Origin of the sequence: Haematobacter genomosp. 1 (assembly GCF_002196855.1) — a bacterium.
GTDB lineage: Bacteria > Pseudomonadota > Alphaproteobacteria > Rhodobacterales > Rhodobacteraceae > Haematobacter.
On record NZ_NIPW01000010.1, the window covers coordinates 97,133 to 111,624 of the forward strand.

17 protein-coding genes are annotated in these 14,492 nt (G+C 66.2%); 16 read left to right on the forward strand and 1 reads right to left on the reverse strand.

All coding sequences use genetic code 11. The annotated features are described in order from the left end of the window. The first annotated feature begins 83 nt into the window (after positions 1-83). Together CDV49_RS06740 and CDV49_RS06745 are read left to right on the forward strand one after the other, a co-directional pair. The gene (locus CDV49_RS06740; RefSeq protein WP_088214796.1) at positions 84-752 is read left to right on the forward strand and encodes an HAD-IA family hydrolase; all 669 of its coding nucleotides are present in this window, start codon (positions 84-86) and stop codon (positions 750-752) included. Between the two features lie 98 nt (positions 753-850). Continuing rightward, complete coding sequence (locus CDV49_RS06745) at positions 851-1,042, forward strand: general stress protein (RefSeq protein WP_035713935.1); 192 nt, start codon at positions 851-853, stop codon at positions 1,040-1,042. A gap of 69 nt (positions 1,043-1,111) precedes the next feature. Here CDV49_RS06745 and CDV49_RS06750 read toward each other — a convergent pair whose 3' ends face one another. Beyond that, entirely contained in the window at positions 1,112-1,555 is a 444-nt protein-coding gene (locus tag CDV49_RS06750) for a CreA family protein (protein WP_088214797.1), read from the reverse strand. Between the two features lie 98 nt (positions 1,556-1,653). On the opposite strand from CDV49_RS06750, the gene CDV49_RS06755 reads away from it, so the two are divergent. The 14 genes from CDV49_RS06755 (at position 1,654) to CDV49_RS06820 (ending at position 14,490) form a co-directional block, all read left to right on the forward strand. Next, a complete protein-coding gene (locus CDV49_RS06755) occupies positions 1,654-2,817 on the forward strand; it encodes an isovaleryl-CoA dehydrogenase (protein WP_088214798.1) in 1,164 nt (387 codons plus the stop codon). A gap of 10 nt (positions 2,818-2,827) precedes the next feature. Further along, on the forward strand, positions 2,828-4,432 hold the full coding sequence (locus CDV49_RS06760) for a carboxyl transferase domain-containing protein (RefSeq protein WP_088214799.1): 1,605 nt from the start codon (positions 2,828-2,830) through the stop codon (positions 4,430-4,432). Between the two features lie 114 nt (positions 4,433-4,546). After that, entirely contained in the window at positions 4,547-5,044 is a 498-nt protein-coding gene (locus CDV49_RS06765) for a thermonuclease family protein (RefSeq protein WP_088214800.1), read from the forward strand. Between the two features lie 52 nt (positions 5,045-5,096). Beyond that, the gene (locus CDV49_RS06770) at positions 5,097-5,612 is read left to right on the forward strand and encodes an O-acetyl-ADP-ribose deacetylase (RefSeq protein ID WP_088214801.1); all 516 of its coding nucleotides are present in this window, start codon (positions 5,097-5,099) and stop codon (positions 5,610-5,612) included. Beyond that, positions 5,612-7,552 (forward strand): acetyl-CoA carboxylase biotin carboxylase subunit, encoded by a 1,941-nt coding sequence (locus CDV49_RS06775; RefSeq protein ID WP_088214802.1) that lies wholly within the window; start codon positions 5,612-5,614, stop codon positions 7,550-7,552. The genes CDV49_RS06770 and CDV49_RS06775 overlap by 1 nt, the downstream gene beginning before the upstream one ends. Further along, complete coding sequence (locus CDV49_RS06780; RefSeq protein WP_088214803.1) at positions 7,549-8,205, forward strand: glutathione S-transferase family protein; 657 nt, start codon at positions 7,549-7,551, stop codon at positions 8,203-8,205. Before CDV49_RS06775 ends, CDV49_RS06780 begins: the two co-directional genes overlap by 4 nt. Beyond that, positions 8,198-9,058, forward strand: coding sequence for a hydroxymethylglutaryl-CoA lyase (locus CDV49_RS06785; RefSeq protein WP_088214804.1), 861 nt, complete (start codon positions 8,198-8,200; stop codon positions 9,056-9,058). Before CDV49_RS06780 ends, CDV49_RS06785 begins: the two co-directional genes overlap by 8 nt. A 105-nt stretch (positions 9,059-9,163) precedes the next feature. Continuing rightward, entirely contained in the window at positions 9,164-9,979 is an 816-nt protein-coding gene (locus tag CDV49_RS06790) for a crotonase/enoyl-CoA hydratase family protein (protein WP_088214805.1), read from the forward strand. A gap of 215 nt (positions 9,980-10,194) precedes the next feature. After that, a complete protein-coding gene (locus tag CDV49_RS06795; protein ID WP_088214806.1) occupies positions 10,195-10,560 on the forward strand; it encodes an NADH-quinone oxidoreductase subunit A in 366 nt (121 codons plus the stop codon). Continuing rightward, entirely contained in the window at positions 10,551-11,084 is a 534-nt protein-coding gene (locus CDV49_RS06800; RefSeq protein WP_179209136.1) for a NuoB/complex I 20 kDa subunit family protein, read from the forward strand. Before CDV49_RS06795 ends, CDV49_RS06800 begins: the two co-directional genes overlap by 10 nt. Before the next feature lie 7 nt (positions 11,085-11,091). Beyond that, a complete protein-coding gene (locus tag CDV49_RS06805) occupies positions 11,092-11,706 on the forward strand; it encodes an NADH-quinone oxidoreductase subunit C (protein WP_088214807.1) in 615 nt (204 codons plus the stop codon). 12 nt (positions 11,707-11,718) lie between these two features. Continuing rightward, entirely contained in the window at positions 11,719-12,927 is a 1,209-nt protein-coding gene (locus tag CDV49_RS06810; RefSeq protein WP_035745142.1) for an NADH-quinone oxidoreductase subunit D, read from the forward strand. Between the two features lie 61 nt (positions 12,928-12,988). Further along, positions 12,989-14,266, forward strand: a complete 1,278-nt coding sequence (locus tag CDV49_RS06815; protein ID WP_088214808.1) for an NADH-quinone oxidoreductase subunit E — start codon at positions 12,989-12,991, stop codon at positions 14,264-14,266. Next, positions 14,266-14,490 (forward strand): DUF5337 domain-containing protein, encoded by a 225-nt coding sequence (locus tag CDV49_RS06820; RefSeq protein WP_088214809.1) that lies wholly within the window; start codon positions 14,266-14,268, stop codon positions 14,488-14,490. The genes CDV49_RS06815 and CDV49_RS06820 overlap by 1 nt, the downstream gene beginning before the upstream one ends. Positions 14,491-14,492 lie beyond the last annotated feature (2 nt).

Sequence of the window (14,492 nt, forward strand, 5' to 3'; positions counted from 1 at the left end):
CGCGCCCGTTTTACCGAGAGCCTCGCCTGCCGCAAGAGCGCGGGCCATCACATGAATTTACGGGACGTTTCAAGGAGCGGCGGATGCGGACGGTGATCTTCGATCTGGATGGAACGCTGGCGGACACATCCGCCGACCTGATCGCCGCCGCCAACGCCTGTTTCCAGGCACGGGGGGAGGGGTCGCCGCTTGATCCCGTCGCGGATACCGGAACGGCTTTCGCAGGGGGGCGCGCCATGCTCCGGCTCGGCCTCTCGCGGCTGGGGCGGGAATGGAGCGAGGCGGATGTGGATGCCGATTTCCCCCTGCTGCTCAAGGCCTATGGTGAGGATATCGACCGCCACACCCGCCTCTATCCCGGTGCGGTAGAGGCGGTGGAGGCGCTCCGCCGGAGGGGGGACAGGGTGGGCATCTGCACCAACAAGCCCGAGGGGCTGGCGGAGACGCTTCTTGTCCGGCTCGGCGTGCGGGAACTGTTCCAGTCGCTGATCGGCGCCGACACGCTTGCCAGCCGCAAACCCGACCCGGAACCTTACCGGCAGTCTGTCCTCCGCGCGGGGGGGGAGGTCGGCCGCTCGCTTCTTGTCGGGGATACGGTGACGGACCGGAACACCGCGCGGGCGGCGGGCGTGCCTGTGGTGCTGGTCACGTTCGGTCCCGAAGGCCCCGGTATCGCCCGGCTGGAGCCGGATGCCCTGCTCGATGACTATGCCGCACTGCCGGAGTTGTTGGAGCGCCTTCTGCCGCTGTGATCTCTTTTTCGCGACCGCTTCGGCGATCAGGAACATCGCCGCTCGCCCGCTGTTGTTATCCTGCCAGCCAGACTGGCGAGGAGTTGGAGGAACTCACAATGGCAACCAATCAACATGGCTCGTCCGACAAGGACAAGAAGAGCGGCCAGATGAAGCAGGATATGGATCACAACAAGGGTGGTCAGCAAGGCGGCTCCAAGTCGTCCAACCCCGGGAACTTCGCCAATGATCGCGAACGCGCGTCAGAAGCGGGCCGGAAGGGCGGCGAATCCTCGCACGGGAAAAGCTGATCCAAGGGTTGCAAGAAAGGCCGGCCGGGCATACCCGGCCGGCGTTTTCATGTGCGCTGCAGCGGTATTTCAGTCGAGCGGTACGGTGGAGATCGCCATCTTGGCGGACCCCTCCACCACCTGATCGCCATGCGAGACATAGATCAGCGTGCGATGCGCCTCATCATATATCCGGCGCACCTTCAGCGATTTGAAGATGATCGACCGCCGCTCGCTGAAGACTTCCTCTCCCTTTGGTCCCTTTTCGATGTCTCCCAGCGTCACCGGCCCCACTTTGCCGCAGGAGATGGCGGAGTTCGACGGATCCTCGAACCAGTTGCCCTGACGCAGACGGTCGATCGTTGACCGGCTGAAGTAGGCGACATGGCAGGTCACGCCCTGCACCTTCGGGTCGTCGAACGCCTCCACCACCACATCATTCCCCATCCAGTCCACCCCTATGCGGCCGACCTCTTCCGCAAAGGCGGCGGTGGCCGCGAACAACATCGAAAGGGCAATAACGATACGGCGCATGGGGGTCTCCATTTCGGCCCGATCATTTGCGCGATTGACCGGGTGCGAGGCCAGCGATATTTATTGAACACACGTTCAATTCCGGGGAGGGAATCGGGATGTTCATGGCGTCGATGCGCTTCGATCTGGGTGACGATATCGAAACGCTGCGCGAGGCGGTCCATCGCTGGGCGCAGGAGCGGCTGAAGCCCATGGCGGCAGAGATCGACCGCACGAACGAATTTCCCGCGCCGCTGTGGAAAGAACTGGGCGACCTTGGCGTGCTGGGCGTCACCGTGTCCGAGGAATATGGCGGGGCGGGGATGGGATACCTCGCTCATGTCATCGCAGTGGAGGAGATCGCGCGGGCGTCCGCCAGTGTCTCGCTTTCCTATGGCGCCCATTCCAATCTCTGCGTGAACCAGATCAAGCTGAACGGCACGGAAGAGCAAAGGGCCAGATACCTGCCGAAGCTCGTCTCCGGTGATCATGTCGGCGCGCTCGCCATGTCGGAGGCGGGAGCCGGGTCCGACGTGGTGTCGATGAAACTGCGCGCCGAGAAGCGGAACGGCTATTACGTGCTGAACGGCACGAAATACTGGATCACGAACGGGCCGGATGCCGATACGCTGGTCGTCTATGCCAAGACCGACCCGGAGGCCGGATCCCGCGGCATGACGGCCTTCATCGTCGAAAAGACCATGATCGGCTTCTCCACCTCCCGGCATTTCGACAAGCTGGGGATGCGCGGTTCCAACACCGCGGAACTGGTGTTCGAGAACGTGGAGGTGCCGTTCGAGAACGTTCTGGGCGGGGAAGGCAAGGGCGTCCGGGTGCTGATGTCGGGTCTGGACTACGAACGGGTGGTGCTGTCGGGTATCGGCACGGGGATCATGGCCGCCTGTCTGGACGAGGTGATGCCCTATATGCACGAACGCCGCCAGTTCGGGCAGGAGATCGGGAGCTTCCAGCTCATGCAGGGCAAGATCGCCGACATGTACACCGCGATGAACACCGCCCGCGCCTATGTCTATGAGGTGGCGAAAGCCTGCGACCGGGGTGAGGTGACACGGCAGGACGCCGCCGCCTGCGTGCTCTACGCCTCCGAGCAGGCGCAGGTGCAGGCGCATCAGGCGGTGCAGGCCTTCGGCGGCGCGGGATTTCTGAACGACAGCGTGGTGAGCCGCCTGTTCCGTGACGCGAAGCTCATGGAGATCGGGGCGGGCACCAGCGAAATCCGCCGTATGCTGATCGGGCGGGAACTGATGTCGGTCACGGCCTGAGGAGGGCGCCATGAAACTCGTCTCCGCGGCACTGACCGCTTCCGAAGGCTTCCGCGCCAACCGGGCCGCCCACCTGTCCCTGCTGGAAACGGCGGCAGAGGCTGCGGCCCTGGCCGCCGCGGGGGGCGGCGAAAAAGCCCGCGCCCGCCACGTGTCTCGGGGCAAGATGGCCCCGCGGGAACGTGTCGCGAACCTGCTGGACCCCGGCTCGCCCTTTCTGGAGATCGGCGCGACCGCCGCGCATGGCATGTATGACAATGCCGCCCCCTGCGCCGGGCTGATTGCCGGGATCGGGCGCGTGGCGGGGCAGGAGGTGCTCATCGTCTGCAATGATGCGACGGTGAAGGGCGGCACCTACTATCCCATGTCGGTGAAGAAGCACCTCCGTGCGCAGGAGATCGCGGAGGAGAACCATCTTCCCTGCGTCTATCTGGTGGATTCGGGCGGCGCGAACCTGCCCCAGCAGGACGAGGTCTTCCCGGACCGGGAGCATTTCGGCCGTATCTTCTACAATCAGGCGCGGATGAGCGCGAAGGGCATCCCGCAGATAGCCGTCGTCATGGGGTCATGCACCGCAGGCGGGGCCTATGTGCCGGCCATGTCCGACGTGACGATCATCGTGAAGAACCAAGGCACGATCTTCCTCGCCGGCCCTCCGCTGGTAAAGGCGGCGACGGGGGAGGTCGTGTCGGCCGAGGATCTGGGCGGCGGGGACGTGCACACGCGCCTGTCGGGTGTTGCCGATTATCTGGCGGAGGACGACACGCACGCACTGGCGCTGGCGCGGCAGGCCGTGGCGGGGCTGAACCGCACGAAGCCGTTTACCGTGACGATGCAGTCCAGCGAAGAACCGGCCTATGACCCGGAGGAGATCCTTGGCGTCGTGCCCGCCGATCTGAAGACGCCCTACGACATCCGGGAGGTCATTGCCCGCGTGGTGGACGGCTCCCGCTTCGACGAGTTCAAGGCGCGGTTCGGCGAGACGCTGGTGACGGGATTTGCCCATGTCACCGGGATTCCGGTGGGGATCATCGCCAACAACGGGGTGCTGTTCTCCGAATCCGCCGTGAAGGGCGCGCATTTCGTGGAGCTGTGCTCGCAACGCGGCATTCCGCTGGTGTTCCTTCAGAACATCACCGGCTTCATGGTGGGGCGGAAGTACGAGAGCGAAGGCATCGCCCGCCACGGGGCTAAGCTGGTCACCGCGGTCGCCACGACGGAAGTGCCGAAGATCACCATGCTGGTCGGCGGCTCCTTCGGGGCGGGGAACTACGGCATGGCAGGGCGGGCCTATTCGCCGCGGTTCCTGTGGACATGGCCGAACTCGCGCATTTCCGTCATGGGTGGCGAGCAGGCGGCGGGTGTGTTGGCAACGGTGAAGCGCGAAGGTATCGAACGCACCGGCGGGAGCTGGAGCGCGGAGGAGGAGACCGCGTTCAAGCGCCCCACCATCGAGATGTTCGACCGGCAGAGCCACCCGCTCTATGCCTCCGCCCGGCTGTGGGACGACGGGATCATCGATCCGCGCAAGACGCGCGATGTGCTGTCCCTCAGCCTCTCGGCGAGCCTGAACGCGCCTGTCGGCCAGACGCGCTTCGGCGTGTTCCGCATGTGAGGCATGGGATGAGAAACCCCGCGCAACCAGCGGATTCCACAGGCAGTCGAAAGCATCGGCGGATTTCGCCGGAGCGGGTTGCCTTTGCCGGTGCGACCGGTCAGAAGCGGGGCGATGTTCACGCTTCTTTCTCCACCGCGGATGCTTCGCCGCGCTCTTCGGCTGCGGTCGCGGCTGCTGTTTCTTGTCCTGCTGGCGACACTGGGACCGGCCGGGCTGGATATGGGCATGGCGGTGGTCAAGCCCATCCACGAGGGCAATGGCAAGACCTGCCGCATCTGGTCAGTCACGGATGGGGATACGCTGAAGCTCGCCTGCCTGACCCGCGGTCTGGTGAACACGCGGCTGCGCGGCTTCGACACGCCGGAGCTGTTCAGCCCCGGCTGCCCCTCCGAATTCGCAAGGGCAGTTGCCGCGACATGGCTGCTCCGCTGGAAGCTCTGGGGGGCGGAGCATATCGAGGTGCGGATCGGCTCCCGCGATCTCTACGGGCGGTCGCTGGCGACGGTTCTGCTGGACGGCAGACCCCTCGCCGCGATCATGGTGGGAAGCGGGCTGGCGCGGGCCTACGATGGCGGGCGCAGGCAGGGCTGGTGCGGCGGCCTGATCTGAGCGCGGGTCTGAGCGCGGGCCTGATCGCCGATCTGAGCGCGGGGGCGGCGGGATGACGCCGCATTGTCAGGAGGGCCGCCTGTCGGTTGTCGTGGCCGATATCACCACGCTCCGTGTCGATGCCGTGGTGAATGCCGCGAACCGCTCGCTTCTGGGCGGCGGAGGCGTGGATGGCGCGATCCACCGTGCCGCCGGGCCAGAGCTGCTGGCCGAGACGCGGACTCTCGGCGGGGCCGAAACCGGGGAGGTGAAGGTTACGAAGGGCTACCGATTGCCCGCCCGCTACGTGATCCATGCGGTAGGCCCGGTCTGGAGGGGCGGGACGGAGGGGGAGGCCGCACTGCTCGCCTCCTGCTACCGTCGCGCGTTGGAGGAGGCGGAGAAGCTTGGCCTCGCCTCCATCGCCTTTCCATCCATATCCACCGGCATCTACGGCTATCCCGCGGGGGCCGCCGCAGGGATCGCCGTCAACACTGTGCGGGAAGCGCAGGCGTCGCTCGACGTGATCTTCTGCTGCTTCTCCGAGGAACAGGCGCGCCTGCATTGCACGGCGCTGGGGAGGGAATGATGTTCCGCAAGATCCTGATTGCCAACCGGGGCGAGATCGCCTGCCGCGTCATGGAGACCGCCCGCCGCATGGGGATCGCGACGGTGGCCGTCTATTCCGATGCGGATACCGGGGCGAAACATGTGGCCATGGCCGATGAGGCCGTCCATATCGGTGGCCCGAAGCCGGCTGACAGCTATCTGCGCGGCGACCGGATCATCGCTGCCGCGCGGCAGACAGGCGCAGAGGCGATCCACCCCGGCTACGGCTTCCTGTCGGAGAACCCCGAGTTCGTCGATGACGTCACCGCGGCAGGGCTGGTGTTCATCGGCCCCTCGGCCAGCGCCATCCGCGCGATGGGCCTGAAGGATGCCGCGAAACGGCTGATGCAGGAGGCGGGCGTGCCCGTGGTGCCGGGTTATCTCGGCGCGGATCAGGACGCGGCCCGGTTGGCAGAGGCGGCGGCGGAAGTGGGCTATCCCGTGCTCATCAAGGCGGTGGCGGGCGGCGGCGGCAAGGGTATGCGGCTGGTGGAGACGCCCGACGCCTTTGCCGATGCGCTGGCCTCCGCCCAGGGGGAGGCGCGCACCGCTTTCGGCAATCCCGACGTCCTGATCGAGAAATACGTCGAAAAGCCCCGCCACATCGAGGTGCAGGTGTTCGGCGACGGCACAGATGCCGTTCATCTGTTCGAGCGGGACTGTTCGCTCCAGCGTCGCCACCAGAAGGTGATCGAGGAAGCTCCGGCCCCCGGCATGACGGCGGAGATGCGCGCCGCCATGGGCAAGGCGGCGGTGAAAGCCGCGCGCGCCATCGGCTATGCCGGTGCGGGCACCATCGAGTTCATCGTGGACGGGTCTCGCGGGCTGCGCCCTGACGGGTTCTGGTTCATGGAAATGAACACCCGCCTTCAGGTGGAGCATCCGGTGACGGAGGCCATCACCGGCATCGACCTTGTCGAGTGGCAGATCCGCGTGGCGGCGGGCGAGCCGCTGCCCGCGCGGCAGAGCGACCTTGCCATTCACGGTCATGCCTTCGAGGCACGGCTTTACGCGGAGGACGTCCCCGCGGGCTTTCTGCCCGCGACGGGGCGGCTTGAACATCTTGCCTTCCCGGCCGGTGTGCGGGCCGACAGCGGTGTGCGGCCGGGCGATGCGATCAGCCCGTGGTATGATCCGATGATCGCCAAGATCATCGTCCACGGCCCGAACCGGGAGATTGCGCTTTCGCGTCTCGCCGCGGCGGTGGAGGGCACGGAGGTGGCGGGGAGCGTCACCAACCTTGCGTTTCTCGCGGCACTGGCGCGCCATCCCGGCTTTGCGGCGGGGGAGGTCGATACCGGCCTCATCGCGCGGGATCTGGCGGACCTCACCGCCCCGCCGCCCGCACCGCTTGCGGTCGCGCCGCTGGCCGCGCTTGCCGTGGCGGGTCTTGCGGGGGGCGGGAATGCGCACACCGGCTTCACGCTCTGGACGCCGCTCCGCCAGACCGTTGCCCTCATGCTGGATGGGGAGGAGCAGAGCGCCGTGGTGCTGCCGCTCGCGCCCGATCATTTCCGGGTGGAGATCGGTGAGGTCATCCACGAGTGCGCGTTGCGGCAGGGGCAGTGGTGGGTTGACGGCGAGAAGGCGGAGGTGCGGATCGTGCCGCTCTCCGCGGGCGTCGCGCTTTTTGCCCATGCCGCTCATATCGCGCGGCCCGTTGATCAGCTTGCCCGTGCCGCAGAGAGCGGTGCAGGCGGCAATGCCGTGCTGGCGCCGATGCCGGGGTTGGTGAAGGCCGTTTTCGTGACGCCGGGGGCGACGGTGGCAAAAGGCCAGCGGCTCGCCGTGCTGGAGGCGATGAAGATGGAGCACACCCTCGCCGCGGGGCGGGACGGCACCGTGGCCGAAGTGCTCGCCGGCGAGGGATCGCAGGTGGAGGCCGGCGCGCCGCTCATCCTGCTGGAGGAGGAGGCATGATCCGGCTCCATCACGTTCCGCAGGCGCGTTCGTTCCGCATCCTCTGGCTCCTGCTGGAAATGGGGGAGCAGCCGGAGGTCATTATACACTCCATGCTCGACAAGTCCCTGCGGTCGCCCGATTATCTCGCCCTGTCCCCGGCAGGGCGGGTTCCGGCGCTGGAGATCGACGGGCGGCGGCTGTTCGAATCCGGCGCGATCACCGAATATCTGTGCGAGACGCGCGCGCCGCATCTTGGGCGCGCCCCGGGGGACGTGGAACGGGCGGACTGGCTGGAATGGCTGCATTTCGCGGAAACTATCGGCCAGCATCTTGCCAACCTGACGCAGCAGCACATCGTGCTCCGGGAAGATCACATGCGCTCCCCCACCGTGATGCGGCTGGAGGCCAAGCGGCTCGAAAAGACGGTGGAGGTGGTGGAGCGGGGTCTGGAAGGCCGAGATTTTCTGCTGCCCTCCGGCTTTTCCGCGGTGGATGTGCAGGTGGGCTACGGCGTCATGATGGCGCGCCGTTTCGTGCGCTTCGATGCCTTTCCCTCCGCCTCCCGCTGGCTGCATCACTTCGAGACGCGCCCCGCCTTCCGCCGCGCGCTGGAAGAGGATGGCGAGGCCGAAATCTACACCCGCGATTTCTATGAGGCGCCGAATGCGTGACGTCGAGATCTTCGAGGTCGGCCCGCGCGACGGGCTGCAGAATGAAAAGCGCCTGATCCCGGCGGCGGAAAAGATCGCGCTGGTGGATCTGCTCTCCACCGCCGGTTACCGCCGGATCGAGGTGGCGAGCTTTGTCAGCCCGAAATGGGTGCCCCAGATGGCGGACGGGGCGGCGGTGCTGGCCGGCATCCGCCGGGTGCCGGGCATCAGTTACGCGGCCCTTGCGCCCAATCTGAAGGGTTATGAGGGGGCAAGGAACGCGCGGGCGGACGAGGTCGCGGTGTTCGGCTCGGCCTCCGAGGGGTTCTCGAAGGCGAACATCAACGCGACGATAGCGGAGAGTATCGAACGCATGCAGGGGGTCGCGGCGGCAGCCAAGGCCGACGGCATTCCCGTGCGCGGCTACATCTCCTGCGTGACGGATTGCCCCTATGACGGGCCGACACCGCCCGCCCACGTCGCTCGTGTCGCGGCGGCGCTCCGCGACATGGGCTGCTACGAGGTGAGCCTTGGCGATACGATAGGGCAGGGCAGGCCGGAGACGATCCGCGCAATGCTGGAAGCCGTGCTGCAGGAACTGCCTGCGGAGCAGCTGGCGGGTCATTACCACGACACGGCGGGACGCGCGCTCGACAATATCGCTGCATCGCTGGAACTGGGCGTGAGGGTCTTCGACGCGGCGGTGGGCGGTCTTGGCGGCTGCCCCTATGCGCCGGGGGCCAAGGGCAATGTCGCGACGGAAGCCGCCGTGGCGTTTCTGGAGGAGGGCGGTTGGCGGACCGGCCTTGACCGCACGGTCATCGCCGAAGCGGCGCAGATGGCCCGGAACCTTCGCAGTCCCGAAGCCGCCTGACCCCACCCGGCCCAACGGCGTCCAGCGCGCGGGGGACGCCCCCCGCGACCCCCGGCTCGACCGCCCCTCCCTTGCCCTGATCCTGTCCGAAACGGAGATGCCGAGATGACCGAGACCACCCGCCCTGAGGCCACCCCCCTTGAGACCATACGCCTCGAGATCGACACGCGCGGTGTTGCCACGCTGACCCTCGCGCGGCCCGAACGGCATAACGCGCTTTCGGCGCAGATGATGGATGAGTTGTCCGAGGCGGCGCGGCGGCTCGGGGAAGACCCGTCAGTCCGGGTGGTGATCCTCGCGGCGGAAGGCGAGAGTTTCTGTGCAGGCGGTGACCTAGGCTGGATGCGGGAGCAGATGCGGGCCGATGCGACGCAGCGGGCGCGGGAGGCACGGCGGCTCGCCGACATGCTGGGCCTGCTGGACCGCCTGCCGAAGCCGCTGATCGGCCGCATTCAGGGGCAGGCCTTCGGGGGTGGGCTCGGCATGATCTCCGTCTGTGATACCGCGATCGGAGTGACGGGGCTGAAGCTCGGTCTGACGGAGGTGCGGCTCGGGCTGATCCCGGCGACGATCGGGCCTTATGTGGTTGCGCGGCTCGGCGCGGCGCGTGCCCGGCGCGTATTCTTCTCTCCCCGCATCTTCGGCCCGGAGGAGGCGCTGTCGCTCGACCTGCTGTCGCGCGTGATGCCGCCCGAAGAGCTGGATGCGGCGGTGGAGGCGGAGGTGGCCCCCTATCTCGTTGCCGCGCCGGGGGCGGTGGCCGATTCCAAGGCTCTCGTGCGGCGACTCGGCGGCGGGGTGACGCCGGAGATGGTGGATGCGACGATAGGCGCACTTGTCGCGCGCTGGGAGACCGCCGAAGCGGAGGAGGGTATCGCCGCATTCTTCGAGAAACGCCCCCCCGCCTGGCGTGACGCCTGAGCGCGGCTCTTCGTTGAAAACCACGGGAAATGCGCCGCCGGATACGTCCGGGAATCGGTTTGGTTCCGTTTTCCGGCGCGAGTGCCTGAAAACGCGACGTTTGCGATCGCAGAAGGCGCTTGCTGCGCCGCAGTCGGTTGACCCCGGCGGGGGGCAGGGGTAAACCGCTTCGCAGCCAACCGGGATGCTACGGTATCCCAGCGAAGGAGCCACCAGTGGACGATCTGCTGAGAGAATACCTGCCGATCCTCGTCTTTCTCGGTGTTGCCGTCGCCCTCGGCCTCGTCCTGATGCTTTCGGCTGCGATTCTCGCGGTGCGGAAACCGGACCCGGAAAAGGTCTCGGCCTACGAGTGCGGCTTCAACTCGTTCGACGACGCGCGGATGAAGTTCGATATCCGCTTCTACCTTGTCTCGATCCTGTTCATCATCTTCGATCTCGAAGTCGCCTTCCTGTTCCCGTGGGCAGTGGCGTTCGGCGGCCTTACAGACGTGGCCTTCTGGTCGATGATGATCTTCCTCGGCGTCTTGACCGTTGGCTTTGCCTACGAATGGAAGAAGGGAGCTCTCGAATGGGAGTGATGACCGGCGCGAACACCGCGGGTGCTGACCGCGAAGTCGCCACCCAGGCGCTGAACCGCGAGCTTCAGGACAAGGGGTTCCTGCTCACCTCGACCGAGGACATCATCAACTGGGCGCGCATCGGCTCGCTCCACTGGATGACGTTCGGGCTGGCCTGCTGCGCGGTCGAGATGATCCAGATGTCCATGCCGCGCTATGACGTGGAGCGCTTCGGCGCGGCACCCCGCGCCTCGCCCCGGCAGTCCGACCTGATGATCGTCGCGGGCACGCTGACCAACAAGATGGCGCCCGCGCTTCGCAAGGTCTATGACCAGATGCCGGAGCCGCGCTACGTGATCTCCATGGGATCCTGCGCCAACGGCGGCGGCTATTATCACTACAGCTATTCGGTTGTCCGGGGCTGCGACCGGGTCGTTCCGGTCGATGTCTATGTCCCGGGTTGCCCCCCCACGGCGGAGGCGCTGCTCTACGGCATCCTCCAGTTGCAGCGGAAAATCCGCCGCACCGGCACCATTGCACGTTGAGGGTAAGATGAGCGACGCAGTCCTTGCAGATGCCCCCCTCGCCGAGCTGGCGGAGCATATCCAGAGCCGGCAGCCGCAGCATGTCCTGTCCGCCAAGGTGGATTTCGGCGAGTTGACGGTCGAGGCCGACCGCAGTTCCATCGTGGCGTTTCTGGAGTTCCTTAAGACCGATCCGAACTGCCGCTTCTCGACGCTGGTCGATCTGACGGCGGTGGACTACCCCGAACGCGAAGCCCGCTTCGATGTGGTCTATCACCTGCTGTCGATGTACCAGAACCAGCGCGTCCGCGTGAAGATCCAGGTGCGGGAGGAGGAGCTCGTGCCCTCCGTCACCGGGGTCCATGCCGGGGCGAACTGGCTGGAGCGGGAGGTGTTCGACATGTTCGGCATCCTGTTCTCCGGCCACCCGGATCTGCGGCGCATCCTGACGGACTACGGTTTCCGCGGCTTTCCGCTGCGCAAGGACTTCCCGACCACCGGCTACACGCAGGTGCGTTATGACGAGGAACAGAAGCGGGTGATCTACGAACCTGTCAACCTCGTGCAGGAATATCGTCAATTCGACTTCATGTCGCCATGGGAGGGTGCGCAATACATCCTGCCGGGCGACGAGAAGAAGTGAGGAGGGTCTGAGATGGACGGTGCTTTCGACGACGCTCTGACCGGCGAACAGAAGATCCGCAACTTCAACATCAACTTCGGGCCGCAGCACCCCGCGGCGCACGGCGTGCTGCGCATGGTGCTGGAGCTGGACGGCGAGGTGGTGGAACGCGCCGACCCGCATATCGGCCTGCTTCATCGCGGCACCGAGAAGCTGATGGAGAGCCGGACCTATCTTCAGAACCTGCCCTATCTGGACCGGCTCGACTACGTCTGTCCGATGAACCAGGAGCATGCCTACTGCCTGGCCATCGAGAAGCTGACCGGAACGGTGGTTCCGCGGCGCGCGAGCCTGATCCGGGTGCTCTATTGCGAGATCGGGCGCATCCTGAACCACATCATGGTCATCACGACCGGGATCATGGACGTGGGCGCGCTGACACCGCCGCTCTGGGGCTTCACCGCCCGCGAAGAGCTGATGGTGTTCTATGAGCGGGCCTGCGGGGCGCGTCTGCACGCGGCCTATTTCCGTCCCGGCGGCGTCCATCAGGATCTGCCGCCCGACCTCATCGACGATATCGACGCCTGGGCCGACAGGTTCCCGAAGCTCATCGACACTCTGGATGCGCTCATCACCGAAAACCGGATCGTCAAGCAGCGGCTCGTGGATATCGCGTTGGTGACGGAAGAGGACATCCAGCAATACGGCTTCTCCGGCGTCATGGCGCGGGGCACCGGTCTTGCCTGGGATCTTCGCCGCTCGCAGCCTTATGAGTGCTACGACGAGTTCGATTTCCAGATCCCCGTGGGCACCAACGGTGATTGCTACGACCGTTATCTCTGCCGGATGCAGGAGATGCGGGAATCGACCAAGATCATCAAGCAGGCCATCGCAAAACTCCGCCAGACCCCGGGCGATGTGCTGGCGCGCGGCAAGATTACCCCGCCGAAGCGCGGTGACATGAAGCGCTCGATGGAAAGCCTCATCCACCACTTCAAGCTCTACACCGAAGGGTTCCATGTCCCCGCCGGTGAGGTCTATGCGGCGGTTGAAGCTCCCAAGGGGGAGTTCGGCGTCTATCTCGTCGCCGACGGAACCAACCGGCCCTACCGCGTGAAGCTGCGCGCTCCGGGCTACATGCACCTTCAGGCGATGGACTATCTTGCCAAGGGGCATCTTCTGGCCGACGTGACCGCAATCATCGGCACGCTCGACATTGTGTTCGGCGAGGTGGACCGGTGAGCCGCCCCGCCCAAAGCCAGCTGGCCGCGCCCGTCGCGGCCCGCCAGACCGGAGCCGTCTGATGCTACGCCGTCTTTACCACGCGCAGCCCAACCATTTCGAGTTTGCTCCCGCGAACCTCGACTGGGCCAAGGCGCAGATCTCGAAATATCCCGAAGGGCGTCAGGCTTCTGCGGTGATCCCGCTGCTCTGGCGCGCGCAGGAGCAGGAAGGCTGGCTGACCAAGCCCGCGATCGAATATGTCGCGGACATGTTGGGCATGGCCTATATCCGCGTGCTCGAAGTCGCGACCTTCTACTTCATGTTCCAGCTGCAACCGACCGGCACTGTCGCCCATGTCCAGATCTGCGGCACCACGTCCTGCATGATCTGCGGCGCGGAAGACCTGATGGCGGTCTGCAAGAAGCGGATCAACGCCCAACCCCATGAACTCTCGGCGGACGGAAAGTTCAGCTGGGAGGAAGTGGAATGTCTCGGCGCCTGTTCCGGCGCGCCGATGGCCCAGATCGGCAAGGACTATTACGAGAACCTCACCGAGGACAAGCTCGTGGCCCTGCTCGACGATCTGGCCGCCGGCAAGGTTCCGGTGCCCGGCCCGCAGAACGGGCGCTTCTCCTCCGAACCGGCGACGGGCCTGACGAGCCTCACCGACCTTGCGGAAGACCGGCCGGAGCGCAACGCTTCCGTGACGCTTGCGCTTGCCATCGGGGATACGGTGAAGCGCATCGACGGGACGGAAGTGCCCCTCAACGCGCCCTGGCTCGACCGTTCCGACCGCAATGCGCCGGTCGAAGGGGGTGAGGAGGTCCAGCCCGCCCCGGGTGCGGGTCATCCGATCGACGAGACCGGGATCTCCATCGAGGAAGCGCCCGTGGATACCGTGGGGCGGCCGGAAGTGGAAGGCATCGCCACCGGCGGCACGGCGACGGGTGAACCCGGCCAGCCTGTCGCGGGCGACGATCCCGAGGGCCGGGACGACAAGGATGTCGACCAGGAGCCGGAAAGCGATCCCAAGGTTACGGCGGAGGATGCCGTGATCCTTGGCGGTGGCGCCCCGACGCGCCCGGGCTTCCTGCCTGAACCGCGGGAGGGCGAGGCGGACAATCTGCTCCGCATCTCCGGCGTCGGCCCGAAGCTCGAGAAGATGCTCCACGACCTCGGCATCTTCCATTTCGACCAGATCGCTGCCTGGACGGCGGAGGATCTGGCATGGATCGATGCGCATCTGCACGAATTCAAGGGGCGCGCCCTGCGCGAGGATTGGATCGGACAGGCGAAAATCCTCGCTGCCGGCGGGGAGACCGACCATTCCCGCAAGGTGGAGCGTGGGGAGATCTGATGACGGAGGACGCACACAGGGCACTGGCCGTGCAGGCCAGACAGGCGGGCGGCGTGATGGCCGCCGCCATGGTGCTCTGGTTCGTCCTGCAATGGGTCGGGGGGCGCATGGGCTGGGACAGCCGCTATGCCTTCCTGATCGACTTTGCCGCGATCGGCGCCCTCGTGTGGGGTATGATCGTCACATGGCGCGTCTGGCGCAAACGCCGGGCCTTGGAAGGGTGAGA

Coding starts and splice junctions, on each gene's coding strand:
- CDV49_RS06750 (WP_088214797.1), bottom strand. CDS start 1,555: ATGCGCCGTATCGTTATTGCCCTTTCGATGTTGTTCGCGGCCACCGCC.
- CDV49_RS06785 (WP_088214804.1), top strand. CDS start 8,198: ATGCGTGACGTCGAGATCTTCGAGGTCGGCCCGCGCGACGGGCTGCAG.
- CDV49_RS06745 (WP_035713935.1), top strand. CDS start 851: ATGGCAACCAATCAACATGGCTCGTCCGACAAGGACAAGAAGAGCGGC.
- CDV49_RS06770 (WP_088214801.1), top strand. CDS start 5,097: ATGACGCCGCATTGTCAGGAGGGCCGCCTGTCGGTTGTCGTGGCCGAT.
- CDV49_RS06815 (WP_088214808.1), top strand. CDS start 12,989: ATGCTACGCCGTCTTTACCACGCGCAGCCCAACCATTTCGAGTTTGCT.
- CDV49_RS06760 (WP_088214799.1), top strand. CDS start 2,828: ATGAAACTCGTCTCCGCGGCACTGACCGCTTCCGAAGGCTTCCGCGCC.
- CDV49_RS06765 (WP_088214800.1), top strand. CDS start 4,547: ATGTTCACGCTTCTTTCTCCACCGCGGATGCTTCGCCGCGCTCTTCGG.
- CDV49_RS06790 (WP_088214805.1), top strand. CDS start 9,164: ATGACCGAGACCACCCGCCCTGAGGCCACCCCCCTTGAGACCATACGC.
- CDV49_RS06820 (WP_088214809.1), top strand. CDS start 14,266: ATGACGGAGGACGCACACAGGGCACTGGCCGTGCAGGCCAGACAGGCG.
- CDV49_RS06800 (WP_179209136.1), top strand. CDS start 10,551: ATGGGAGTGATGACCGGCGCGAACACCGCGGGTGCTGACCGCGAAGTC.
- CDV49_RS06810 (WP_035745142.1), top strand. CDS start 11,719: ATGGACGGTGCTTTCGACGACGCTCTGACCGGCGAACAGAAGATCCGC.
- CDV49_RS06775 (WP_088214802.1), top strand. CDS start 5,612: ATGTTCCGCAAGATCCTGATTGCCAACCGGGGCGAGATCGCCTGCCGC.
- CDV49_RS06740 (WP_088214796.1), top strand. CDS start 84: ATGCGGACGGTGATCTTCGATCTGGATGGAACGCTGGCGGACACATCC.
- CDV49_RS06780 (WP_088214803.1), top strand. CDS start 7,549: ATGATCCGGCTCCATCACGTTCCGCAGGCGCGTTCGTTCCGCATCCTC.
- CDV49_RS06755 (WP_088214798.1), top strand. CDS start 1,654: ATGTTCATGGCGTCGATGCGCTTCGATCTGGGTGACGATATCGAAACG.
- CDV49_RS06805 (WP_088214807.1), top strand. CDS start 11,092: ATGAGCGACGCAGTCCTTGCAGATGCCCCCCTCGCCGAGCTGGCGGAG.